General features: G+C 73.0%; 22 protein-coding genes. 13 read left to right on the top strand and 9 right to left on the bottom strand.

What is annotated here, in order from left to right:
* Window positions 1–104 precede the first annotated feature (104 nt).
* Window positions 105–1,796: a protein kinase gene (locus SSNG_RS17310; RefSeq protein WP_007265165.1), complete on the bottom strand. Its 1,692-nt coding sequence runs from the start codon at window positions 1,794–1,796 to the stop codon at window positions 105–107.
* A gap of 225 nt (window positions 1,797–2,021) precedes the next feature.
* Here SSNG_RS17310 and SSNG_RS17305 point away from each other — a divergent pair, with 225 nt between their 5' ends.
* Window positions 2,022–3,623 (top strand): protein kinase, encoded by a 1,602-nt coding sequence (locus SSNG_RS17305; RefSeq protein WP_007265164.1) that lies wholly within the window; start codon window positions 2,022–2,024, stop codon window positions 3,621–3,623.
* A gap of 62 nt (window positions 3,624–3,685) precedes the next feature.
* On the opposite strand, the gene SSNG_RS17300 is transcribed toward SSNG_RS17305, so the two are convergent.
* On the bottom strand, window positions 3,686–4,129 hold the full coding sequence (locus SSNG_RS17300) for a pyridoxamine 5'-phosphate oxidase family protein (protein WP_042801214.1): 444 nt from the start codon (window positions 4,127–4,129) through the stop codon (window positions 3,686–3,688).
* Window positions 4,130–4,478: 349 nt separating this feature from the next.
* Window positions 4,479–5,138 (bottom strand): response regulator transcription factor, encoded by a 660-nt coding sequence (locus SSNG_RS17295; RefSeq protein ID WP_007265162.1) that lies wholly within the window; start codon window positions 5,136–5,138, stop codon window positions 4,479–4,481.
* Between the two features lie 325 nt (window positions 5,139–5,463).
* Here SSNG_RS17295 and pdhA point away from each other — a divergent pair, with 325 nt between their 5' ends.
* From pdhA to SSNG_RS17270, 5 genes are all read left to right on the top strand, one after another.
* A complete protein-coding gene (gene pdhA / locus SSNG_RS17290) occupies window positions 5,464–6,672 on the top strand; it encodes a pyruvate dehydrogenase (acetyl-transferring) E1 component subunit alpha (protein ID WP_007265161.1) in 1,209 nt (402 codons plus the stop codon).
* Window positions 6,672–7,652 (top strand): alpha-ketoacid dehydrogenase subunit beta, encoded by a 981-nt coding sequence (locus tag SSNG_RS17285; RefSeq protein WP_007265160.1) that lies wholly within the window; start codon window positions 6,672–6,674, stop codon window positions 7,650–7,652. Before pdhA ends, SSNG_RS17285 begins: the two co-directional genes overlap by 1 nt.
* 13 nt (window positions 7,653–7,665) lie before the next feature.
* Window positions 7,666–9,150: a dihydrolipoamide acetyltransferase family protein gene (locus tag SSNG_RS17280; RefSeq protein WP_007265159.1), complete on the top strand. Its 1,485-nt coding sequence runs from the start codon at window positions 7,666–7,668 to the stop codon at window positions 9,148–9,150.
* Window positions 9,151–9,285: 135 nt separating this feature from the next.
* Window positions 9,286–10,224: a GNAT family N-acetyltransferase gene (locus tag SSNG_RS17275; protein WP_007265158.1), complete on the top strand. Its 939-nt coding sequence runs from the start codon at window positions 9,286–9,288 to the stop codon at window positions 10,222–10,224.
* A gap of 18 nt (window positions 10,225–10,242) precedes the next feature.
* A complete protein-coding gene (locus SSNG_RS17270) occupies window positions 10,243–11,007 on the top strand; it encodes a hypothetical protein (RefSeq protein WP_007265157.1) in 765 nt (254 codons plus the stop codon).
* A gap of 21 nt (window positions 11,008–11,028) precedes the next feature.
* Here SSNG_RS17270 and SSNG_RS17265 read toward each other — a convergent pair whose 3' ends face one another.
* Window positions 11,029–11,730: a TetR/AcrR family transcriptional regulator gene (locus SSNG_RS17265; RefSeq protein WP_042801212.1), complete on the bottom strand. Its 702-nt coding sequence runs from the start codon at window positions 11,728–11,730 to the stop codon at window positions 11,029–11,031.
* A gap of 113 nt (window positions 11,731–11,843) precedes the next feature.
* Here SSNG_RS17265 and SSNG_RS17260 point away from each other — a divergent pair, with 113 nt between their 5' ends.
* Window positions 11,844–12,458: an NAD(P)H-dependent oxidoreductase gene (locus tag SSNG_RS17260; RefSeq protein WP_007265155.1), complete on the top strand. Its 615-nt coding sequence runs from the start codon at window positions 11,844–11,846 to the stop codon at window positions 12,456–12,458.
* Between the two features lie 13 nt (window positions 12,459–12,471).
* Window positions 12,472–13,893, top strand: a complete 1,422-nt coding sequence (locus tag SSNG_RS17255; RefSeq protein WP_007265154.1) for a DHA2 family efflux MFS transporter permease subunit — start codon at window positions 12,472–12,474, stop codon at window positions 13,891–13,893.
* 9 nt (window positions 13,894–13,902) lie between these two features.
* On the opposite strand, the gene SSNG_RS17250 is transcribed toward SSNG_RS17255, so the two are convergent.
* The 3 genes from SSNG_RS17250 to SSNG_RS17240 all read right to left on the bottom strand — a co-directional run bounded on the left by SSNG_RS17250 (window position 13,903) and on the right by SSNG_RS17240 (window position 16,020).
* Window positions 13,903–14,322, bottom strand: coding sequence for a PPOX class F420-dependent oxidoreductase (locus tag SSNG_RS17250; RefSeq protein WP_042801210.1), 420 nt, complete (start codon window positions 14,320–14,322; stop codon window positions 13,903–13,905).
* An 80-nt stretch (window positions 14,323–14,402) separates the two neighbouring features.
* Window positions 14,403–15,605 (bottom strand): DUF1266 domain-containing protein, encoded by a 1,203-nt coding sequence (locus SSNG_RS17245; RefSeq protein WP_007265152.1) that lies wholly within the window; start codon window positions 15,603–15,605, stop codon window positions 14,403–14,405.
* A 10-nt stretch (window positions 15,606–15,615) separates the two neighbouring features.
* A complete protein-coding gene (locus SSNG_RS17240; protein WP_007265151.1) occupies window positions 15,616–16,020 on the bottom strand; it encodes an ATP-binding protein in 405 nt (134 codons plus the stop codon).
* Window positions 16,021–16,224: 204 nt separating this feature from the next.
* Here SSNG_RS17240 and SSNG_RS17235 point away from each other — a divergent pair, with 204 nt between their 5' ends.
* The 3 genes from SSNG_RS17235 to SSNG_RS17230 are packed head-to-tail and all read left to right on the top strand — an operon-like array spanning window position 16,225 to window position 17,539.
* Window positions 16,225–17,115: a DUF5753 domain-containing protein gene (locus SSNG_RS17235; protein ID WP_042801207.1), complete on the top strand. Its 891-nt coding sequence runs from the start codon at window positions 16,225–16,227 to the stop codon at window positions 17,113–17,115.
* Window positions 17,112–17,288, top strand: a complete 177-nt coding sequence (locus tag SSNG_RS38670; RefSeq protein WP_063749899.1) for a DUF397 domain-containing protein — start codon at window positions 17,112–17,114, stop codon at window positions 17,286–17,288. Before SSNG_RS17235 ends, SSNG_RS38670 begins: the two co-directional genes overlap by 4 nt.
* A complete protein-coding gene (locus tag SSNG_RS17230; RefSeq protein WP_042801205.1) occupies window positions 17,285–17,539 on the top strand; it encodes a mycoredoxin in 255 nt (84 codons plus the stop codon). The genes SSNG_RS38670 and SSNG_RS17230 overlap by 4 nt, the downstream gene beginning before the upstream one ends.
* Window positions 17,540–17,714: 175 nt before the next feature.
* Here the strand turns inward: SSNG_RS17230 and SSNG_RS17225 are convergent, their stop codons facing one another.
* Window positions 17,715–18,911, bottom strand: coding sequence for a serine hydrolase domain-containing protein (locus tag SSNG_RS17225; RefSeq protein WP_007265148.1), 1,197 nt, complete (start codon window positions 18,909–18,911; stop codon window positions 17,715–17,717).
* A gap of 677 nt (window positions 18,912–19,588) precedes the next feature.
* Here SSNG_RS17225 and SSNG_RS43880 point away from each other — a divergent pair.
* Window positions 19,589–19,783, top strand: a complete 195-nt coding sequence (locus SSNG_RS43880) for a hypothetical protein (protein WP_241695072.1) — start codon at window positions 19,589–19,591, stop codon at window positions 19,781–19,783.
* 277 nt (window positions 19,784–20,060) lie between these two features.
* On the opposite strand, the gene SSNG_RS17210 is transcribed toward SSNG_RS43880, so the two are convergent.
* The gene (locus tag SSNG_RS17210) at window positions 20,061–21,116 is read right to left on the bottom strand and encodes a cytochrome P450 (protein WP_007265146.1); all 1,056 of its coding nucleotides are present in this window, start codon (window positions 21,114–21,116) and stop codon (window positions 20,061–20,063) included.
* Window positions 21,117–21,479: 363 nt separating this feature from the next.
* Between SSNG_RS17210 and SSNG_RS17205 the strand changes: the two genes are divergently transcribed.
* The coding region (locus tag SSNG_RS17205) for an FAD-dependent monooxygenase (protein WP_007265145.1) at window positions 21,480–22,624 on the top strand (1,145 nt) is incomplete at its 3' end.

The following is a 22,624-nucleotide window of genomic DNA, read 5'->3' as shown; positions in this document are numbered from 1 at the left end:
CCCCGGCCGGGCGGAGCCGGCCGGGGGCGGATGCCTGCGCGGACGTCGCGCGGGATGCCTGCGCGGGTGTCGCGGGGTGCCTGCGCGGGTGTCCGCGCGGGTGCCTACTGGGGGTCGCCGGTGGAGACGACCAGCGTGAACTGCGTGCCCTCCTTGGCCACGTCCGTCCCGGACGCCGGCAGCTGCTCCAGGACGGTGTCCTGGCCGTAGACCGCCTCGTCGCGGTTCTGGATCTCGAACCTCCAGCCCGCGGCCTGGATGCACTCCTTCACCGAGCGCAGGTTCTTGTACCGGAAGTCCGGGGCCACGACCTTGGTGGCGTCCTTGTAGGACTTCGTCGGGCTCTTGCACTTCTCCACGTCGATCGTGCGCGACGGGTCCGGACCCTTGTGGCCGGGCTTCGCCGCGCCCGACGCGGACGCGGACGCCGAGGTGGCCGGGGAGGCGTTGTTGGTGTCCTTGTCGCCGTCGTCGTCCATGTTCAGCACCGCGATCAGACCGCCGATGGCCAGCAGGGCCACCGCGATGGCCCCGACCACGACCGGCGTGTTCTTCTTCCCGCCGCCCGCGGAGCCCGCCGCGGCGGATGCCGGGTTGGGCGAGATGGTGAACGGCGGCGGGGTCTGCGGGGCGTAGTGCTGCTGCGGCACCGGCGCCGGGGTGTGCGGGTACGCGTAACCACCCTGCTGGGCCTGCTGCGGCTGCGGCTGCGCCTGCTGGTGCGTCTGCGGAGCGTACGGGGACGGCGGCGGCGTCTGGGCCTGGTACGGCTGCTGGAGCGACTGCGGCGGCGGCGCCTGGAAGCCGGAGTCCACCGGCGGGAAGACGGCCGAGCCCACGCCCGCCCCGCTGCCGCCGGCCGCGGCGCCCGGGACGATGACCGGGGCGCCGGTCTGGCCGGCCGACATCACGCGCATGATCTCGTCCCGCATGGCCGCGGCCGTCGGGAAGCGCTCGTTCGGGTTCTTCTTCAGCGCCCGCGCCACGAGCGCGTCCATCGCCGGGGTGATCGACCGGTTGACGGTCGACGGAGCCACCGGCTCCTCCTGGACGTGCGCGTACGCGATGGCCAGCGGGGAGTCCGCGTCGAAGGGGATGCGGCCCGTCAGCAGCTGGAACAGCATGATGCCGACGGAGTAGAGGTCGGAGCGGGCGTCCACGCCGCGCCCCAGCGCCTGCTCCGGCGACAGGTACTGCGGGGTGCCGACGACCATGCCGGTCTGCGTCATCGAGGTGACCCCCGACTGCATGGCGCGGGCGATGCCGAAGTCCATCACCTTGACCACGCCGCGCTTGGTCATCATCACGTTGCCGGGCTTGATGTCGCGGTGGACCAGGCCCATCTCGTGGCTGGTCTCCAGCGCGGCCAGCACGTCGGCCGTCACCTTCAGCGCCTTGTCCGCCGGCATGGCGCCGTACTGGCGCACGTCCGCGTCGAGCACCGAGCCGAGCGGCTGGCCCTCCACGTACTCCATGACGATGTACGGCATGACCGCTTCGTCCCCGCCGCCGGAGCCGAAGGTGACGGTTCCCTCGCCGGTGTCGAAGACCGAGACGATGTTGGTGTGCGACAGTTTCGCAACAGCCTGCGCCTCGCGCCGGAAGCGCTCGCGGAAGGACGCCTCGCGCCCGAGTTCGCTGTGCAGGGTCTTGATCGCGACCTGGCGGTCGAGCGCGGAGTCGTACGCGAGGTAGACAGAGGCCATGCCCCCCTCGCCCAGCAAATCCCTTAGCTGGTAACGGCCACCGGCCAGGGAGCCGCCTGCGTACCGGCCCTGCGTGCCGTCCTGGCTCATGACTGTTGCTTCCCCTCGGGCTGTTTCCCTACGCGTCTGGCTGAGCGCATGTCGCGCCCAGTCTGCCGGAGGGCAAGCACACGTCAAGCCGGTGCCCGCTGCGTGACCGGGGGCCTACGGGGCGTCTGTAGCCGAACGGTGACGGGTTCCGAGGCTGTAGCGTTCATCGGAGCACCCGATGGGACCCACCGCTAGAGCGGACGAGAGAGACGACGGCGAGGACTGATGGCACCCGAACCCGAGGGAAACGGCGCCGGGATGGCCGACGGTCCTGAGCACTGGGGCGCCGGCGGCCTCGTGGGGGACGGCCGCTACCGGCTGACGCACCGCCTGGGCCGGGGCGGCATGGCCGAGGTGTTCGCTGCCGAGGACGTGCGTCTGGGCCGCACCGTGGCCGTGAAGCTGCTGCGGGCCGACCTGGCCGAGGACCCGGTGTCCAAGGCCCGCTTCACCCGTGAGGCACAGTCGGTCGCCGGGCTCAACCACCACGCCGTCGTCGCCGTGTACGACTCCGGCGAGGACCGGGTCGGTCCGAACGTGGTCCCGTACATCGTGATGGAGCTGGTCGAGGGCCGCACCATCCGCGAGCTCCTCATCAGCGCCGAGGCCCCGGGGCCCGAGCAGGCGCTCATCATCGTGTCGGGCGTGCTCGAAGCGCTCGCCTACTCGCACCAGCACGGCATCGTGCACCGCGACATCAAGCCCGCCAACGTCATCATCACCAACAGCGGCGCGGTGAAGGTGATGGACTTCGGCATCGCCCGCGCCCTGCACGGCGCCCAGTCGACGATGACCCAGACCGGCATGGTCATGGGCACCCCCCAGTACCTGTCGCCCGAGCAGGCCCTCGGCAAGGCCGTGGACCACCGCTCCGACCTGTACGCCACCGGCTGCCTGCTCTACGAACTCCTCGCGCTGCGGCCCCCCTTCACCGGCGAGACCCCGCTGTCGGTGGTCTATCAGCACGTCCAGGACGCGCCGGTGCCGCCCTCGCAGCTGCCCGAGGGCGGCTCCATCCCGCAGGAGCTCGACGGACTGGTCATGCGCTCCCTCGCCAAGGACCCGGACGACCGGTTCCAGAGCGCCGAGGAAATGCGCGGACTCGTCCAGTACGCGCTCCAGATGCTCCAGGACCAGGGCCCGAACACCGGCACCTGGAACACCGGACCCGTCACCATGGCGCTCCCGCACGGCCAGCCGGGCGGCGCGCCCACCACGGCGATGGCGCCCGCCCAGAACGGCGGCCCGCGCCCGCAGTACCCCTCGCACGCCACGACCTCGCAGTTCCAGCAGCCGATGGTGCCCCCGCTGAACCCGGACGACGGCACGGCCTTCCCCGGCGGCGGCAACCACGGCGGCGGCCAGGGCGGTCCCGGCGGCTACGACCCCTACGACCCCTATGACAACGGGCGTCGGCGCGGCGGCGCGTGGAAGGCGTGGCTCTTCGCGGTGCTCGCGGTCCTGGCGATCGCCGGCGGCGCCGCGTACGCGATCAAGAACGGCAACCTGGGCGTGGGCGGCGGCGGCAACAAGCCGAAGACCAGCACCAGCACGCCCGCTCCCTCGCAGAGCAGCGGCAGCACCCCGGAGACCCCGCCGACCACCCCGAGCACGGAGGGCGGCTCGCACACCGACGAGACGTACCGGCCGACTCCGAGCCGCAGCAAGTTCACTCCGAGCACCACTCCTTCGGCCCCCTCCACCGCGCCCTCGACGCCGAAGACCACCCCGCCGGTGGACCCGACGCCGAAGACCACCCCGCCGACCGATCCGCCGACCAAGCCGACCCAGCCCACCGGCGGCGGAAGCCCCGCGACCGTCGAATAGCAGATCGGCCAAAGGCCCGGAGGAAGGAATTCCGCCGGGCCTTTCCCGTATTCGCCGGCAGGTCAGAGGGCGTGCAGGTACGGGCGGTCCGGGGAGCCCTCGCGGGTCCGGGCGGCCTGGTTCCCCGGCAGCGTGTGCACCGTGACGAGCTGCGGTTCGATGCGCATGTAGACGGGGTCGAAGACCTCCCCGTCCACGAAATGCGGACCCGGACCGAATAGTTCCAGTTCTGCCGTGGCCGGCTCGACCAACTCCGCCGTTCCGGTGAACTGCACCGTCCACAGCGCGGCCTCGCGGGAATTGAAGTTGTCCGCCCCGTAGGCGACGACGCTGCCGGCGCACGCCTGGTGGTACCCGAACCCGGCGTGCATTCTCAGCACGACCCTGCCGTCCACCACGATGTGGCGGGCGACCGCGAGGAAGGGGAGCGCGCGCATGCTGGTGGCGACCCGGCCGTAGGGCACGCGGCGCAGCAGTTCGATGGCGTGGAGTTCCTCCGGTGACATGCAGCCCACTCTCGGGCACCGGCGGAGCGCCGGACAGAGGATCCCGCCCCGATGACCGGGGACGTTGGTCCCGAATTGAACAGTGCGCCCCGGGGCAGCACGCGGCCACGGGGCGTCACGGTCGAGGGCCGGTCGGGGAACGCTCGGGTCCGGTGGTTCCCCGCCCGGGCGGGCTCTAGGGTCTGTCGTCAAACTCCCGTCTGCCCCGCGACGCCTGGCACGCGCTCTCGCCGCACCGGGCGAAAGCCAAGTACGTCCAGTACGCGGGCTTCCGCCCGGCACGCCGAGAGCACGCACCAGACGCCGCGGGGCCGCCCTCCGGGCGACGACGGGAGTTTGACGACAGACCCTAGCGCTTCTCGGCCTGCAGCCGGGCCACGTACGCGGCGGCCTGGGAGCGGCGCTCCATGCCCAGCTTGGACAGGAGGCTGGAGACGTAGTTCTTGATGGTCTTCTCGGCCAGGTGCAGCCGCTCGCCGATGACCCGGTTCGTCAGGCCCTCGCCGATCAGGTCGAGGATCCTGCGCTCCTGGTCGGTGAGGTTGGCGAGCCGGTCGTCACCCTTGCCGTTCTTGCCGTCCCGCAGCCGTTCCAGCACGCGCGCGGTGGCAACCGGGTCCAGCAGCGACTTGCCGGCCGCCACGTCGCGCACGGCGCTGAGCAGCTCGTTCCCCCGGATGGCCTTGAGGACGTAGCCGGAGGCACCGGCCATGATCGCGTCGAACAGCGCCTCGTCGTCGGCGAACGAGGTGAGCATCAGGCACTTGATGTCCTCGTCCTGCGAGCGCACCTCGCGGCAGACCTCCACGCCGCTGCCGTCGGGCAGGCGTACGTCGAGCACGGCGACGTCGGGGCGGGTGGCGGGAATGCGGACCAGGGCGTCGGCGGCGGTACCGGCCTCGCCGACGATCTCGATGTCCTCTTCGACCGACAAAAGCTCATGGACGCCCCGTCGTACCACTTCGTGGTCGTCCAGGAGAAATACCTTGATTTTTCCGTCTTCGCGCACAAACTCATCTTCACACACTCACCTCTTCCCTGCCGCAGTTACCCGGGATAACGTGCCGTTGTTCCGGCCCCCTGCAAGGCTGTGACCAGTGGATGTTCCCCAGGCGGCCGATTTACTTGGATATCCAAGCAAAATCGCAGGTCAAACGGGGTTTCGCAGTTATGCGTCGCACTGGGTAACGTGCTGTGCGCAGGGCACTCGCCGGGGCACCTGTCACGCCTGAATCCGTTACGCGCCGTGCACCCACCCCGTGCACGGGTACGGATACAGGTGAGCCGCACTGGTCCCCGGAGAACCCGGGTGCCGGACCGACGGAGGAGCACACGTGACCGTGGAGAGCACTGCCGCGCGCAAGCCGCGACGCAGCAGCGGCACCAAGCGGGCGGCCGGCGCGGCGAGCGCCCGCAAGACCGCCGCTGCCACCGCACAGCCGCACGACGCCGAGCCTCAGCTCGTACAACTGCTGACGCCCGAGGGTGAACGGGTCGAGGTCGAGGGCAACCCCGACATCGCGGAGTTCGCGCCCTTCGTCGCGGACATCACCACCGAGGACCTGCGGGCGCTGTACCGCGACATGGTCCTCACCCGCCGCTTCGACGGCGAGGCGACCGCGCTCCAGCGCCAGGGCGAGCTGGGCCTGTGGGCCTCGCTGCTGGGCCAGGAGGCCGCGCAGATCGGCTCCGGCCGGGCGCTTCGCGACGACGACTACGTCTTCCCGACCTACCGGGAGCACGGCGTGGCCTGGTGCCGCGGCGTCGACCCGACGAACCTGCTCGGCATGTTCCGCGGTGTGAACCACGGCGGATGGGACCCGAACACCAACAACTTCCACCTGTACACGATCGTCATCGGCTCGCAGACGCTGCACGCCACCGGCTACGCCATGGGCGTGGCCAAGGACGGCGCCGACTCGGCCGTGATCGCGTACTTCGGCGACGGCGCGTCCAGCCAGGGCGACGTCATGGAGGCCTTCAACTTCTCCGCCGTCTACAACTCCCCCGTGGTGTTCTTCTGCCAGAACAACCAGTGGGCGATCTCCGAGCCGACCGAGCGCCAGATGCGCGTGCCGCTCTACCAGCGCGCACAGGGCTTCGGCTTCCCGGGCATCCGCGTCGACGGCAACGACGTACTGGCCTGCCTCGCGGTCACCCGCTGGGCGCTGGACCGCGCCCGCCGCGGCGAGGGCCCCGCCCTGATCGAGGCGTTCACGTACCGCATGGGCGCCCACACCACCTCCGACGACCCGACCAAGTACCGGCTCGACGAGGAGACGGCGGCCTGGGAGGCGAAGGACCCGATCCTGCGCCTGAAGGCCCACCTGCTCGCTTCCGGCGGCGCCGACGAGGCGTTCTTCGAGGAGCTGGAGGCCGAGAGCGAGACCATGGGCAAGCGGGTGCGCGAGGTCGTGCGCGCCATGCCCGACCCCGACACCATGGCGATCTTCGAGAACGTCTACGCGGACGGGCACGCGCTCGTCGACGAGGAGCGCGCCCAGTTCGCCGCCTACCTCGCGTCCTTCGAGGAGGGTCACTGATGGCTGTCGAGAAGATGTCGATCGCTAAGGCGCTCAACGAGTCGCTCCGCAAGGCCCTGGAGACGGACCCCAAGGTCCTGATCATGGGCGAGGACGTCGGCAAGCTGGGCGGTGTCTTCCGCATCACCGACGGGCTCCAGAAGGACTTCGGCGAGGAGCGGGTCATCGACACCCCGCTCGCCGAGTCGGGCATCGTCGGCACCGCCATCGGCCTGGCCCTGCGCGGCTACCGGCCGGTCGTGGAGATCCAGTTCGACGGGTTCGTCTTCCCCGCGTACGACCAGATCGTCACGCAGCTCGCGAAGATGCACGCCCGCGCCCTCGGCAAGATCAAGCTGCCGGTCGTCGTGCGCATCCCGTACGGCGGCGCGATCGGCGCCGTCGAACACCACAGCGAGTCCCCCGAGGCGCTCTTCGCGCACGTGCCGGGCCTGAAGGTGGTCTCCCCGTCGAACGCGGCCGACGCCTACTGGATGCTCCAGCAGGCGATCCTCAGCGACGACCCGGTGATCTTCTTCGAGCCGAAGCGCCGCTACTGGGACAAGGGCGAGGTCGACACCGACGCCATCCCCGGCGAGCTGCACAAGTCGCGCGTCGTCCGCTCCGGCACGGACCTCACCCTGGCCGCGTACGGCCCGATGGTGAAGGTGTGCCTGGAGGCCGCCGCCGCGGCCGCCGAGGAGGGCAGGTCGGTGGAGGTCCTGGACCTGCGCTCGATGTCGCCGATCGACTTCGACGGGATCCAGGCGTCGGTGGAGAGGACCCGCCGTCTGGTCGTGGTCCACGAGGCCCCGGTCTTCCTCGGTACCGGCTCGGAGATCGCCGCCCGCATCACGGAGCGGTGCTTCTACCACCTGGAGGCCCCGGTGCTGCGCGTCGGCGGCTTCCACGCCCCGTACCCGCCGGCCCGCCTGGAGGACGAGTACCTGCCCGGCCTGGACCGCGTGCTCGACGCCGTCGACCGCTCGCTGGCGTACTGAGGAGATCAGCGCGATGACGATCCGCGAATTCAAGATGCCCGACGTGGGCGAGGGCCTGACCGAGGCCGAGATCCTCAAGTGGTACGTCCAGCCGGGTGACACGGTCACCGACGGGCAGGTCGTCTGCGAGGTGGAGACCGCGAAGGCGGCCGTGGAGCTGCCGATCCCCTTCGACGGGGTGGTGCACGCGCTGCTCTTCGAGGAGGGCGTGACGGTCGACGTCGGCCAGGTCATCATCTCGGTCGAGACCGGCGCCGGTGCCGGTGCCTCCGGCGGTGACGCGGCCGAGGCCCCGGTGGCGGCCGCCGCTGCCGCCCCGGCGGGCTCGGAGGCTGCCGAGGAGCCGGCGGCCGAGGGCCGCCAGCCCGTGCTGGTCGGCTACGGGGTGTCCCAGGCCTCCACCAAGCGGCGGCCCCGCAAGGCCCCCGCGGGTGCGGTCGCGGCCCAGAACGGCACCGCCGCGCCGACCGTGGTGCCGTCGCAGCAGGCTCCGGCGGCCGCGGCGGTCGCGGCTCCGGCCGTGCCCGCCTCCGCAGTGGCGGCCCCCGCTGTCCAGAACGGGACGGCCCAGCCGACCGGCGAGCGCCCGCTGGCCAAGCCCCCGGTGCGCAAGCTCGCCAAGGACCTCGGCATCGACCTGGCCGCGGTGGTCCCCACCGGTGACGGCGGGGTCGTGACCCGGGAGGACGTGCACGCCGCCGCGGCGGCCGCGCTCGCCCCGCAGGCGCCCGTCCAGGCCCCGGCCCCGGCGGCCGCGCCCGCACCGGTCGCGGCCCCCGCCGTGGCGGCTCCGGACGCGCGGGAGACCCGTATCCCGGTCAAGGGCGTACGCAAGGTCACCGCGCAGGCCATGGTCGGCTCGGCGTTCACCGCGCCGCACGTCACCGAGTTCATCACCCTCGACGTGACCCGCACGATGAAGCTGGTCCAGGAGCTCAAGGAGGACCCGGACCTCGCGGGCCTGCGGATCAACCCGCTCCTCCTGATCGCCAAGGCCGTCCTCATCGCGGTCCGCCGCAACCCCGAGGTCAACGCCTCCTGGGACGAGGCGGCCCAGGAGATCGTGCTCAAGCACTACGTCAACCTGGGGATCGCGGCGGCCACCCCGCGCGGCCTGATCGTCCCGAACATCAAGGACGCCCACGCCAAGAGCCTGGCGGAGCTGTCGACGGGCCTGTCCGAGCTGGTCGCCACGGCCCGCGAGGGCAAGACCTCCCCGGCCGACATGCAGAACGGCACCCTCACCATCACCAACGTCGGCGTCTTCGGCGTCGACACCGGTACGCCCATCCTGAACCCCGGCGAGTCCGCGATCCTCGCGGTCGGCGCGATCAAGCTCCAGCCGTGGGTGCACAAGGGCAAGGTGAAGCCGCGCCAGGTCACCACCCTGGCCCTGTCGTTCGACCACCGCCTCATCGACGGTGAGCTCGGTTCCAAGTTCCTCGCGGACATCGCGGCGGTACTGGAGCACCCGCGCCGGCTGGTCACCTGGTCGTAGCGGAGCCCTCCGGGCAGCAGAACCCCCGATGGCCGGTCCCTCCTCCGCGGGACCGGCCATCGGGCGTTCCACCCGGCCCGTCCCGTGGGCAAAACCCGTGGTGGAGGGCGGGCGGCCGGTGTGATCATCGGCGTGATGAGATTTCGCGCTGCCACCGCAGACCCCGCAGACCTCGACCGCGCCCTGGCCCACCCGGCCGACGGCCCCGTCGCCGCCCTGACCCCCGACCGGATCCGCGAGGAGTTCGCGGAGAACCGGATGCGCCCCGAGTGGACCTGGTTCGCCGAGGACGCCGACGGCCGGGTGCTGGCCCGCGCCCTGTGGTGGGGGCGCGCCGACAGTGCGCGGCCCATCGCCCTCGACTGCCTCCAGGTCCGCGCGGAGGTCGCCGACCCGGCCGCCCTGGCCGCCGCCCTGCTCCGGGCCGGACACACCGCCTTCGGCGGGCGCCCGGGCCACAACGTCCGTCTGCCCCGCGACTGGCGGGCCCGCCCCGACCTCGCCGGGGCGGTGGCCTGGCGGCAGGAGGCCGCGTACCGGGCCGGTCTGACGCGGGAGATCGAGCGCCTGCGCTACGAGTGGACGCCGACCGCCGGGACGGCGGAGCCGACCGGGCGGCTCGTCTTCCGCGAGGGTACCGACGAGGAGTTCCTCGACGCCTTCGCCCGGCTCTCGCGCGGCAGCCTCGATCTGGCGACCCAGCACGAACTCGCGGACCTGACCGAGGAGGAACTGGCCCGCGAGGACTTCGCGTTCTACCGCGACTGCCCCGGCGAGCGCTCCTGGTGGCGCCTGGCGCACCTGCCCGACGGCACCCTCGCCGGGCTCGCGATCCCCTCCGCGACGCCCTACCACCGCAACGTCGGCTACCTGGGCGTCGTCCCCGAGCAGCGCGGCAAGGGCCTGATCGACGAGGTCCTCGCGGAGATCACCCGCTTCCACGCGGGCGAGGGCGCCGAGCGGATCACGGCGACCACCGACACCGTGAACCTCCCCATGGCCGCCGCCTTCGACCGGGCCGGATACGAGGTCACCGAGATCCGTCTCGTCCTGGAGGCCCCGCCCGGCAGCTGAACGGGTAGCCTCCCGGCCATGCCGTTCGCCGAATTGCAGGTGTACCGCGTGGAGCAGGCCGACGTCACCGGCGGGGTGTGCCTGGTGCGCTGCGTCGGCGGCGTGGCGCGGGCCGGACAGGTGTACGCGGCCGGGGAGTCGAGGCTCTGGCTGCGCGGGATAGAGCGCCACGGCCGGCACGCCGAGTCCTTCGGCGCCGGCCACACCGCGCGGGTCCGCCTCGCGGGGGCCGTCGTCGCGCTGCTGAGCCGGGGTCAGGTGCTGACCCGCGTACCCCCGGACGGGCACGGCCTGGCGGAGCTGGAGGCCTGGCTGGCCACCGGGCCGCCGCTGACGGACGAGCCGCACCCGCGCACCCTGCGCGGGCTCGCGGTGGGCGGTATGCAGGACGACCTGCTGCCGGACGCGACGCGGTTGCGCTGGGGTCGGCTGGCGGTGGCGGCGGCGTACCGCTGCGCGGCGGCGGAGGGCGCGTCCGACCTGGTCCGGGGGATCGAGCTGGCCTTCGTACGCGGTTACCTGCTGCGGGAGTTCGGGCCCGGGCGCGGTGGTGACCCGGCCGCCGTGTGCCGGGAGGCGCTCGCGCTGGTGGACCTCACCCCGGCGGAGGCGGCCGCCCGGGCCCGCGTGTGGCGGGAGCTGCCGCGCGCGGAGATCGTGCACCTGCGCCACCTGAAGATCCTGCTGCGCTGGACGGGCGCCGCCCGGCCGCACCTGGTGGACGGCGACCCGCTGGCGGTGGCGCTGGACGCCTGGTCTCGGGTACGTCCAGGGCTGCCCTAGGCACGCTCCGGGGCAGGGTCGTCATCCGGCCCGGTAGGCGCGCACGAATGCGGCCACCCCGCCGTTGACGAGCCGTTCGGTCTCCTCCTCGGGCAGGGGCAGGAGGCCGTAGTGGGACTGCTGCACGATCTGGTGCGCGGTCAGTGCGGTGAAGTGGGTGCCCGCCAGCTCCGCGTCGCCGTGCACGTCGATGAGCCCGGCGGCGGCGAGGCCCTCCATCGCCTCGCCGAGGGCGCGGGCGACGGGGCGCGGCCCGGCCTCCTTCCACGCCTCCAGCACCTCGGCGGGCACGTGGTTGACCTCGGCGTGGATGTGCCGGACCAGCGCGAAGTGGTCGGAGTGCTCGAACATCACGCGGACCAGCGCGCGGGCGAGGGCCGTCAGGTCGCGTTCCAGGTTGTCCGGGTGCGGCGGGCGATCGGGGTCGAACAGGGCGCGCACCTTGGCGATGTGGGTGTCGCGCACCTCCCCCGAGGTCCAGGTGACGACGGTGGCGAACAGCTCGGCCTTGCCGCCCGGGAAGTGGTTGTAGAGCGTCCGGGTGGAGACGCCGGCGGCCTCGGCGAGCGCGTCGACGGAGGCGCGCGCGTACCCCTCGCGGCCGAAGACCGAGCAGGCCGCTTTCGCCATGGCGATCCGCTTGGCCAGCTTCCGCGGCGGGATCTCGGGCTGTACCTCTGCTGCGCGGGCGTCCGATGCCCGGGTGTCGTCGCTGCCGTCCACACCAGTCTCCTCAATTTTTTACAACGGGCGTTGCAGTTTCTACAACGACCGTTGTAGTTTACCGGAGCGGAGGCCGCACCGGGCGGCCGGTCCGCTGTCCAAGGGGGATCATCATGTCTGTCAGCGAAACAGTCCCGGACGAGCCGCTGCGCGTGGCCGTCGTCATCGGGAGCGTCCGCGAGGGCCGCCGGGGCCCCGCCGTCACCGACTGGTTCCTGAGCGCCGCGGCCGCCCACCACACCGGCCTGGAGTTCGACGTCATCGACCTCGCCGACGTACCGCTGCCGCTGGCCATGCCCGACTGGGGCGGCTCCCCGGACCCGGCCGCCGCCGCCGCGCTCGCGGACGTCAGCCCGCGCCTTGCCGCCGCCGACGCGTTCGTCTTCGTCACCCCCGAGTACAACCACAGCTTCCCGGCCGTCCTGAAGAACCTCATCGACTGGCACCGGTCCCAGTGGCAGGCCAAGCCCGTCGGCTTCGTCTCGTACGGCGGCGTCGGCGGCGGCCTGCGCGCCGTGGAGCAGCTCCGGCTGGTCTTCGCCGAGCTGCACGCCGTGACCGTACGCGACTCCGTGAGCCTGCACGGCCCGTGGTCCGGGCTCGGTCAGGACGGCGCCCCGCGCGACGGGGCCGTCACCGAGAGCGCCGCCAAGAACATGCTCGGCCAGCTGGACTGGTGGGGACGGGCACTGCGGACCGCGCGCACGACCCGCCCCTACGAGGGCTGAGGAGCCGGACGCCATGACCACCGCACCCGCCTCCGCCTCCGCTCCCGCGGCACCCCGTACGGCGGCAGCCGCCGGCTCCGGGGCATTGGGGAAGACGGTCGCCGTCGTCATCACCGGCTCGGTGATGGCCGTCCTCGACATGACGATCGTCAACGTGGCCCTCGGCCGGCTCTCCGACGCCTTCCACGCCCCGCTGGAGACCATCCAGTGGACCGCCACCGCCTACACCCTCGCGCTCGCCGCCGTCATCCCGGCCGCGGCCTGGGCCATGGGCCGGATCGGCGCCAAGCGCGCCTACCTGACCGCCCTCGTCCTGTTCACCCTGGGCTCGCTGCTCGCCGCCTGCGCCTGGAACGCCGGCAGCCTGATCGCCTTCCGCGCCGTCCAGGGCCTGGGCGGCGGGCTGCTGATGCCGGTGGGCATGACCATGGTGATGCGCAACGCCGACCGGGCCCGGATGGGCCGGGCCATGGCCCTGCTGGGCCTGCCGATCCTGGTCGGCCCGGTCGCCGGCCCGATGCTCGGCGGCTGGCTCGTCGACTCCGCCTCCTGGCAGTGGATCTTCCTGGTCAACCTGCCCGTCGGGGCGGCCGCCCTGCTGCTCGCGGCGAAGCTCCTCGCACCCGACGCGCCCGCCGACCCGGCGTCGGCGCCCCGGCTGGACGTCGCCGGACTGCTGATGCTCTCCCCGGGCCTGGCCCTGCTGCTGTTCGGGCTCTCCCGGGGCGGCGAGGGCGGCGACTTCACCGCCCCCGGCGCGCTGCTGCCCACGCTGGCCGGAGCGGCCCTCGCCGCCGCCTTCGTACGGCGCGCCCTCAAGGTGCGCGAACCGCTGCTGGACCTGCGGCTCCTGCGCGACCGCACGTTCGCCGCCGGCATCACCACCCTCGCCTTCTTCACCTGCGGCTACTTCGGGTCGATGCTGCTGGGCCCGATGTACCTCCAGCAGGCGCGCGGCCTGAGCGCGAGCGCGGCCGGCCTCCTCGTCGCCCCCGTCGGGCTGGCCGTCGGGGTGACCATGCAGATCGCCTCCCGGCGCGTCGACAAGGTCGCGCCGCGCAGGCTGATCCCGGCCGGGGCGGTCGTGGGGGCCCTGGGCATGGCGGCGTCCGCCCTGCTGACCGGCACCGAGGGGGTACCGGTCTGGCAGGTGGTCGCCGCGGGCCTGGTCATGGGCGTCGGCGCGGGGATCGTGCTGATGCCGACGATGACCACCGCGAGCCGTGACCTGCCCGGCGAGCGGATGGCCGCGGCGAGCACCGCCCTGAGCATCAACTCCCAGCTGTGGGCCTCGGTCGGCACGGCACTGCTGTCCGTGCTCCTCGGCGGCACGGGCGTGGGCCCGGCCGGCTTCCGCCTCGCCTACGGAGCCGCGGCGGTGCTGCTGGCCCTGTCCGTGATCCCGGCGCTGCGGCTGCCGGGGCGGCGGGTCTAGGCATCGGCCCTAGGCGTCGGCCTTCGCGGCGTTGCCGAGCACCTTGGACGGGGTGATGCGCACGACCACGCGCACCGCCCCGTCGGCGGCGTCCCCGTACTCCTTGCCGGCGCCCGGCCCGAGGTACTCCTCCGCGATGCGGACGGCCACGGCCCGGCCGGTGTCCTCGGTGAGGGTGGCCGTGCCGCGGATCTCCGCGTAGACGTAGGGGTTGGCGAGGTCGAAGACGGTGAGGCCGACCCGCTCGTCGCGGGCGATGTTCCGCTCCTTGCGGCGGCCGCGCTCGGTGGAGACGAGCAGCTCGTCGCCGTCGCGGGACACCCAGACCACGGAACTCTGCGGACTGCCGTCGGGGTTGAGGGTGGAGAGGACCGCCGGGTGGGGGGAGTCGAGCAGCCGCCGTACGGCGTCGTTCAGTGTGATGGTCATACGGGCGACGGTAGTTGGCACGGGCGCGGTATCCGGAACATTTTCCGGGGCGGGGCCGGACTACCCGAAGTCGCCCTCGCTCACTGCCAGGGGATGTTCCGGTACGGGCTGGCCGGATCGGTGGTGAGGGTCAGGTGCGTGGCCAGGGAGGACCCGTACCAGCGCCCGAACTCCTCCTCGTCGAAGTGCAGGCAGCGCCCCAGCGAGTACCCGGCGGAGAACTCCTCCCACGACCGGTACGCCCCCCGGGCCGCCGCACCCGCGCGGAGCACGGCCCGCTCGGCGTCCTCCACCGTCCCGTAGCGGGCGGCGACCCCCCAGCGGGCCATCTGGGAGCCCCGGCCGAGGTCCCAGGCGTGCACCGAGCGCACCCAGCCGTCCTCGGGGAGCAGCCCGTCGGCGCGGAAGCGCTGCTCGTAGCGGGCCATCCGGCCGATGAGCCGCCGCACCCCGGCGATCTCCCCCTCGACCTCCGCGGCGGGCCGCGGCTCGGCGACGGTCACCCCGTCGGGGGTGAGCTGCGGCTCGGCGGCCTTCATGGCGCCGTGCCGCAGGCTGGCCTCGGCGGCGTCGCGCCAGTGCTCGACGTCGACGGGCCCGGCGAAGTCGGAGGCCAGCAGCCGGCGCACGCGCAGCGCGTACTCCCAGACGGGGCTGACGATCTCGGCGTCCAGCATCCGCTGGAGCACGTCGAACCAGCCGGCGGGGTCCGTGACGCCCCAGGACTTGCGCAGCCGGTCGCGTTCGTGGGTGTAGCCGTTGCCGTGGTGGGCCAGGGAGTTCCAGAACTCCCCGTTGGAAACCGAGAGGTGCGCCCCGACGGCCAGCCCGTGGGCGACGGGACCGTGCAGCGGCCCGCCGGTGTGCAGGGCGTGCAGCGCGCCGGGGGTCAGCCCCCAGGAGGGCGCGGCGTCCCAGTGCGCGCGCCAGCGGGCGCGGTCGGCGGGGGTGGTGGTGAGGTACGCCTCGGCGGGCGTGCCGGGGTTCACGGCGAGGTGGGTGGGGTCCCGGTGGTCCCAGGCGTTCGCGAACCAGGCGAGGCTCTGGCGCAGGAACACGGTGTCCGGGCCGGGGGCCGGGAGCATCCCCCGGGTGTAGACGGCGAGGCCGGCGGGGCCGGGGTGGAAGCGGGCCGCGCGGGGGTCGGCGTCGACGTCGGCGCGGGCCTGGGGCAGGAACAGCTCGGCACGCGCCAGGGCGTCGAGGTAGCCCGGCCAGTCTCCGCGCCGCTTCGCCTCGTACAACTCCCTCTCGATCGCACTCGGCGCCGTCCAGCCATCCATACGGGGGACCTTATACGGGCCCCGGGAGCGCGCACTCGGCCCACACGGTCTTCCCGACCACGCGCTGTGACGCCCCCCACCGCTGGGCGACGGCCTCCATGATCGCGAGGCCGCGCCCGTACTGGTCCTCGTCGGACACCGCTCGCGGCTCGGGCCACCGCTCGCCCTTCGGATCGGTGACCGCGATGCGGAGCACTGCTCCGTCGAGCTGCACCTCGACCCGGATGTACCGGTCCCGGACCGCCCCGTGCAGCAGCGCGTTCGTGACGAGCTCGCTGGTCAGCAGCGCCACGTCCGAAGCCACCCGGGGCTCCCCCCACGCCACGGCCAGCCACGCGGCCCACCGCCGCGCGGCGGGTACGGAGTCCTGGCGGGGCGGGTAGTTGCGGACGCCGTAGCGGGTGAGGGTGGACATGGGGCCTCCTGGTCCCGGCGGTGGCCTGCCGGTGCCCGTGCGGGGGCATACCGGTGCGCTTCCGCCAACTCTGCCTGTGCGGTGAGCAGTTCGTCACCGACGGTAGGGGTGTCGTGACTGTGGAGGCAAGCTGCTCGGGGAAAATGTTCCCCGTGTGGGTGAGGGGTGTCGACTTGCCCTCGGCGGGGGCGCGAAACTGTCGCGGTGAACGGTGGAAGGCGAGCAGACCAGGGCAACCGGGTGTCGACCGTGCTGGGCCGTCGACTGGGCGGCGAGCTGTACAAGTTCCGCATGGCGGCCCGCAAGACCCAGCAGCAGGCGGCGCAGGCGATCAGCGCCACGACGACCAAAGTCACCAAGATGGAGAGCGGTTGGGTCCCCATGCGGGACCCGGACATCCGGGTGCTGTGCGAGTTCTACGGCGTGACCGACGCGGACGCCGTGAACGGCCTGCTCGACCTGGCGCGGCTGGACCGGGAGCGCCGCAAGGCCAAGGGCTGGTGGCAGCAGATGCCGACGGTGAGGAGCTTCTCCGAGTACGTCGCGATGGAGGACGTCGCCACGCACATCAAGACCTGGCAACTGGCCTTGATCCCCGGTCTGCTGCAAACCCCGGACTACGTACGGTCCTTGGGCGTCAGCTCCGACTCGTGGACGCACCCCGACCAGATCGAGGAGATGGTGGCCACCCGGATCAAGCGGCAGGGGCGGTTGTGGGGCGACCGGCCGCTGGAGTTCCACGCCGTGATCTGGGAGGCGGCGCTGCGTCAGGAGATCGGTGGCCGCGACGTCATGAGTGGGCAGCTCAACCACCTCATCGACGTGGCCGGCCGGCCCAACGTCCATGTGCAGGTGCTGCCCTTCCGGGCGGGTGCGATCCGCAGCGTCCCGAGTGCCTTCAACCTCCTGTCCTTCGGAGAACCTGGGGCGGTGGACGTGGGCTACTCGGAGAGCCTCGGCTCTACTGTGTGGACGGAGGGCGCGGAAGGAACCGAGGTGTATGCCCGGGCGTTCGACCGCGTGGCGCGCATGAGCCTTGCCCCGCGGGACTCAGTCCACCTGATCGAGGCCATCAGTAAGGGAATGCAGGGATGAGCGAGTACCAGTTCGTGAAGTCCAGCTACAGCAACAGCACGAATGACACCGACTGCGTCGAGGTCGCCACGAACGTGCCCGGCACGGTCGCGGTCCGGGACAGCAAGCGGACGGACGGCCCCGTCATCCGCGTCACCCCCACCGCCTGGGCGGCCTTCGCGGGGTCGCGTTGAACAGCGGCATAACCGTCTACTGGCGGCCCGGCTGCGTCTTCTGCATGAAGCTCTGGACCCAGCTCCGCCTGACCGGCACCCCGTACCGTCCCGTGAACATCTGGCGGGACGCAGACGCGGCGGCGTTCGTCCGCAGCGTCAACGACGGCAACGAGACCGTCCCCACGGTCCGCGTCGTCTCCGCCTCGGGGGAGGAGTCGGTCATGACCAACCCGAGCCTGGCCCAGGTCCGAGCGGCCCTGGCGGTCTGAGCCCCCTCGCGGACGCGAAGGGCGTTGTCAGTGGCCCCTGCTAGCTTCCCCGTTGGGATAGAGGCCGGTCAGAGAACCCTAGAGGTCCGCGGTCAAGGGGGGTGGGCATAAAAGTCCCCGGCTGCGGCTCGGGACTCTGGAGGCGGTCCGTGAACCCACCCCCCTCCCCCCGGCCTCAGCCGTGCCTCGGCGGTGTCGGCTTGTGGCCCGGGTAGACGTGGTCCGGGGTGACGATCTCCGTGATGGCCTCGCCGAAGAGCGTGCTGGGTTCCTGGCCGTCGTGCAGGGCGTCGGTGTTCAGGATGACCACCAGCGTCGCCCGCTCCTCCGGCAGGTACACGCCGAGGCTCTCGTAGCCCGGGAGCGAGCCGTTGTGGCCGATCCAGCCCTGGACGTCGAACAGGCCCAGGCCGTAGCCGGCGCCGGGGATGCCGACCGAGGTGGTCTTCAGGCGCTCCGCCTGCGTCGCGGGCTTCAGCAGGGTGCCCGTCGCCAGGGTCTTCGCCCAGCTGCGCAGGTCCTCCAGGTCCGAGATCATCGCGCCGGCCGCCCACGCCCACGAGGGGTTCCAGTCGGTGGCGTTCACGATGTCGCCGGACGCCGACTGGTCGGTGTAGCCCTGGGCGTGCGGGGAGGGGAAGGCCGCGTTGGTGGGGAAGAGGGTGTGGTGCAGCCCCGCCGGGTCGATGACCTGCTGCTTCAGGACCTGCTGGAGGGGCTGCCCGGTGACCTTCTCGATGACCAGGCCCAGCAGGATCAGGTTGGTGTTGGAGTACTCGAACTTCGCGTCCGGCGCGAAGTTCACCGGGTGCTTGAACGAGTAGGCGAGGAGCTGCTGCGGGGTGAAGGGGCGGGTGCCTTCGGTGGTGAGCGCCTTGTCGAAGGCGTCGTCCTCGCTGTAGTTGAACAGGCCGCTGCGCATGCCGGCCAGCTCGCGCAGGGTGATGCGGTCGCCGTTGGGGACGCCGGAGACGTACGTGCCGATGGGGTCGTCCAGGCCCACCTTGCCCTGGTCGACTAGGCGGAGCAGGGCGGTGACCGTGAAGGTCTTGGTCTGGCTGCCGATGCGGGTGTAGAAGTCCGTCCGCATCCGGGCGCCGGTCTCCTTGTCGGCCACCCCGAACGTCTTCACGTAGCTGCCCTTGCCCGGCGCCCACAGCCCCACGATCACACCCGGGACCTTCGCCTCGCGCAGGGTGTCCTGGACGGCCTCGTCCAGCTTCGCGGCCACGGCCGGGGTCAGCTCCGGGAAGTCGGAGGAGGGGGACGGAGCCCCGTGCGCGGGGCCGGCGGTGGCCGGCGCGAGGAGTGCTCCGGCGGCGGCCAGGGCCACGCAGGCCCGGCGCAGCCGGATACGGGCGGTCGGCGTCATGGCGCGGCCTCCTGCCGTCCAGGGAACCCGGGACCCCGAGGAACCTCAGCGTAGGCCCGGGGCCCCCCGGCCCGCCCGGCGGGCGGTCAGGGGCCGGCGGTACGGCGGCGCGCGAAGCCGGCGCCAGGTGCGGCCGACGGAGGTCAGGCCGCCGGGCGGGCGGCGGCGTCCCAGGTCCGGGCCGTCTCCGCGAGCGAGGGGCGCGGGGCACGGCGGGCTGCCGGGCCCGGGCGGCCCGGGCGGCGAGCCGCAGGTCGTCCGGGGTGACGGTGTCGGACGCCGTCCGGACCTGGCGCAGCAGCGCGGCGCAGGCGTCGGCTACGGCGGGCTCGCCCAGCGGGCGCGCCGGCAGGTCCAGGCCCTCGGTCAGCAGCTCCTCCAGGGCGGTCCGCAGGTCCTGGAGGCAGACGTCGCGGATGGTCAGCGACAGGTGCGCGGACAGCCCGGCGGCGCCCACCGCCCGGTGGGCGAAGCCGCGCGGGACGTAGAGCACGCCGCCGGGTTCGAGGAGGGTGTGCAGGAGCCGCGGGGAGTGCTCGTCGTCCGGGAGCTCCCCGGGCTGCCAGTCCGCCACCGCCGGCGCGTCGTGGACGTACCAGGTCTTGCTGCCCGCGACCTGGAGGACGAACACGTCGGCGTCGTCGCGGTGCACCGCGAGGCCCTGCCCGCCGACGGGCGTGACGAAGAAGAACGCCTCCACGCGCCGGTCGAGCTCCTCGGACAGCCGCGCCACCAGCTCGCCCGTCGGCCGGTGCCACTGGTCGACGCAGCGCAGCAGCAGCGTCGCCCCGGCACGCAGCTGGGCGACGACCTTCGCGCGGTCGGCGAAGCCGGAGTACGTGATGCCGTTGACGACGCGGGAGGCGGTGTAGGCGTCGGGCGGTACGACGACCTTGTTGGAGCGGACCATCTCCAGGTACGGGGTGCGCAGCAGGCCCGAGTCGAAGGCGGCGTCCAGTTCGTCGAGGTCGAACGGCGGGGCGGACGACGGCGGGGTGAAGACGGCCGGCTCGCGCTGCCAGCGGCGCTCCGCGAAGCCCGCGACGTCGCCGACCCAGGCGGCCAGTGTGGGCGATTCCATGGTGCGTCCCCCGGTCGGGTCGGCGGAAGGGTCTGCGGGCGTGGGGCCGGGCGAGTGGGCGGCGGCTGTCATGCCCCGGTGTCCGCGTCGAAGCGGACGGAGAGCAGCGAGCGCAGCGGGACGTGCGTCTGCCCGCCCTCCGTGCGCAGGGTGATGCGGTTCTCGAAGGCGATCTCCAGCAGGCGTTCGGCCAGCGGTACGACCAGGTGCTTGGCCCAGCAGCGGGCGCCGTCGAAGCCGAACGGCATGAACGCGGGGGTCTTCTCCGGGTCCGCGACGCCCGCCCACCGCTCGGGCTGGAACTCCAGCGGGTCGGCCCAGAAGCCGGGGTGGCGGTGCATCAGCAGCGGGAACAGCGCGACGTCGTCCTCCGGCCGGATCTGCGGATGCAGGGCGGCGTACGCGTCCCCGCCCTTGCGCCACAGCATCCAGGCGGGCGGGAGCAGCCGCAGCGTCTCCCACAGGAACGGCGTCAGGTCGGGGCGGGCCGCCCGATGCTCCCGGGCCGGCCCCATGAGCCACAGGGCGTTGCCGGCCAGCGCCGCCACGCCGTCGCAGAGGGTGGCGCTCGCCCGCCGGTACAGGGCGACGGCCTGCCTCCGTTCGAGGGCGTCGGACGCGTCGCGGATCTGCCCTGCCAGCGCGCCGGCCGTGTCCCCGGCACCGGAGCCCGGCCAGAGGGTGACGGCGCGGTCGACGAGCCGCGAGAGGGCGTCGGAACCGGTGACACCGCGCTTCGACAGCAGGGACACCGGCAGGGGATCGGAGGCGAAGAGCCACCGGCGCAGGTAGGAGGTGGCCGCGTACGGCCAGGCGCCCGACAGTCCGCGCGCGGGGGGCGGCGGGGCAGCGATGGCGGCCATGACGTCCCGGCCCAGGGCGCGGATCGTCCGCGTCGCGCTGTCGTGCGGGATGTCGGCGCCCGCGGCGGGCTTGTAGACGGAACGTTCCGCCGACAGGACGGGGCGGGCCGCGACGACCTCGGCCATCAGGTCGGGGTCCGACACGCCGACCGTGGCCGCGTCGATCCGGAAGACCGTTTCCTTCCTGGCCAGCAGGTCCTGGATGCGCGGGGCGTAGACGACGCGATGGCCGCCGGCCGCCTTCGGGGCCGTTTCTGGCATGGGGCTCCTGCCTCCGGGGTGAAGGACGTGGGGCGCCGGAGCGCGGGACGCGACAGGGGGATGTCGCGTCCCGCGCCGACTGGGGTGGGTCAGATGACGTGCAGGACCCACGCGTGGTTGGCGAGCTCCTCGTCCTTCTTGAACTTCTTCACCAGCGCCTTGATCATCTTCATCTTCTGCTCCCTGTGGGGATTGAGGAATCGATCGGAGTGCCGCCGCGGAGGCCTGTTGACCTGCGGCGACCGGATTCATGCTGGTCGGCGCCGCTGACGTTCGACTCACGCGTCGCTAACGCCCGCCCGCGGGAGGCCCGCCCAGTACGGTGGTCGTCCCAGGGCAACTCGGCTTCGGCAGGGGGCGGTTATGCGGGGCGGAACGGTAGCGGTGGTCGGCGGGAGCATCGCGGGGTGCGCGTTCGCCTCCGCCGCGGTGCGGGCCGGGGCCGACGGGGTGGTCGTACTGGAGCGCACGCGCGGGCGGCTCGCGGACCGCGGGGTCGGCCTGTGCGTGCACGACGAGCGCGCCGCCGAGCTGGCCGCCGCCGGGGCGCTGCCCGGCGGTATCCCCGCGCACCGGCTGCTGCGCCGGCGGTGGGTGGTGCGGGACGACGGGGCCGGGCCGGGCGGGCGGATGATCTGGGAGCAGCCGTTCCCGTTCCACTCGTACCACTGGGGGCTGCTGTGGCGCGGGCTGCGCGAGGCCACGCCGGAGGAGGTCGTGTACCGGCAGGGCGTGGCCGTCGCCGGGGTCGACGGGGACGGGGGCGCGGCCGAGGTGCGGCTCGGGGACGGCTCCGTCGAGCGGTACGACCTGGCGGTCGGCGCGGACGGGTACCGGTCGGTGGTGCGGGAGGCGGTGGCGCCGGGGGCGCGGCCGCACTACGCCGGGTACGTGTGCTGGCGGGGGAACTTCGACGCGGGGCGGCTGGACGGGCTGGAGGGGGCGGAGTCCTTCCCGGAGGCGGTGACGACCGTGTGCTTCCCCGGCGGGAGCTGCGTGATCTACCGGATCCCCGGGCCGGACGGGCCGCGCGTCAACTGGGTGCTGTACGCGCCGCCCCCGCCGGACGGGCGGCTGCGCTTCGACGACCCCACCAGCTTCCCGCCGGGCGCGCTGACCCCCGAACTGCTGGACCACCTGCGGGCGTTGCTGGAGCGGGAGTTCCCGCCGTACTGGGGCCGGGCGCTGGGCCTCACCGCCCCGGCGGACACCTTCGTACAGCCCATCTACGACCTGGAGACCGCGAGCACCACCGCCGGCCGGCTCCTCCTCGCCGGTGACGCCGCCACGGTGGTCCGCCCGCACAACACCAGCGGCGCCGCGAAGGCGCTCCAGGACGCCACCGCGTTCGGGGCCGCGTGGGCCGGGGCGGGCACGTGGGAGGAACTCCTGCGGGACTACCAGGCGGCCAGGGGCGCGGCCGGGCGGGAACTGGTCGCGCTGGCGCGGCGGCTGGGGCGGGCGCAGGTGGAACGGACCCCGGAGTGGGGGCGGATGAGCGGGGCCGA

This window comes from Streptomyces sp. C, assembly GCF_000158895.1.
Lineage (GTDB): Bacteria > Actinomycetota > Actinomycetes > Streptomycetales > Streptomycetaceae > Streptomyces > Streptomyces racemochromogenes.
Note: the sequence above shows the minus strand (reverse complement) of the source record. Positions and strands in the feature narration are given on the sequence as shown.

Coding starts and splice junctions, on each gene's coding strand:
- SSNG_RS17310 (WP_007265165.1), bottom strand. CDS start 1,796: ATGAGCCAGGACGGCACGCAGGGCCGGTACGCAGGCGGCTCCCTGGCC.
- SSNG_RS17305 (WP_007265164.1), top strand. CDS start 2,022: ATGGCACCCGAACCCGAGGGAAACGGCGCCGGGATGGCCGACGGTCCT.
- SSNG_RS17300 (WP_042801214.1), bottom strand. CDS start 4,129: ATGTCACCGGAGGAACTCCACGCCATCGAACTGCTGCGCCGCGTGCCC.
- SSNG_RS17285 (WP_007265160.1), top strand. CDS start 6,672: ATGGCTGTCGAGAAGATGTCGATCGCTAAGGCGCTCAACGAGTCGCTC.
- SSNG_RS17280 (WP_007265159.1), top strand. CDS start 7,666: ATGACGATCCGCGAATTCAAGATGCCCGACGTGGGCGAGGGCCTGACC.
- SSNG_RS17275 (WP_007265158.1), top strand. CDS start 9,286: ATGAGATTTCGCGCTGCCACCGCAGACCCCGCAGACCTCGACCGCGCC.
- SSNG_RS17270 (WP_007265157.1), top strand. CDS start 10,243: ATGCCGTTCGCCGAATTGCAGGTGTACCGCGTGGAGCAGGCCGACGTC.
- SSNG_RS17260 (WP_007265155.1), top strand. CDS start 11,844: ATGTCTGTCAGCGAAACAGTCCCGGACGAGCCGCTGCGCGTGGCCGTC.
- SSNG_RS17255 (WP_007265154.1), top strand. CDS start 12,472: ATGACCACCGCACCCGCCTCCGCCTCCGCTCCCGCGGCACCCCGTACG.
- SSNG_RS17250 (WP_042801210.1), bottom strand. CDS start 14,322: ATGACCATCACACTGAACGACGCCGTACGGCGGCTGCTCGACTCCCCC.
- SSNG_RS17245 (WP_007265152.1), bottom strand. CDS start 15,605: ATGGATGGCTGGACGGCGCCGAGTGCGATCGAGAGGGAGTTGTACGAG.
- SSNG_RS17240 (WP_007265151.1), bottom strand. CDS start 16,020: ATGTCCACCCTCACCCGCTACGGCGTCCGCAACTACCCGCCCCGCCAG.
- SSNG_RS38670 (WP_063749899.1), top strand. CDS start 17,112: ATGAGCGAGTACCAGTTCGTGAAGTCCAGCTACAGCAACAGCACGAAT.
- SSNG_RS17225 (WP_007265148.1), bottom strand. CDS start 18,911: ATGACGCCGACCGCCCGTATCCGGCTGCGCCGGGCCTGCGTGGCCCTG.
- SSNG_RS17210 (WP_007265146.1), bottom strand. CDS start 21,116: ATGCCAGAAACGGCCCCGAAGGCGGCCGGCGGCCATCGCGTCGTCTAC.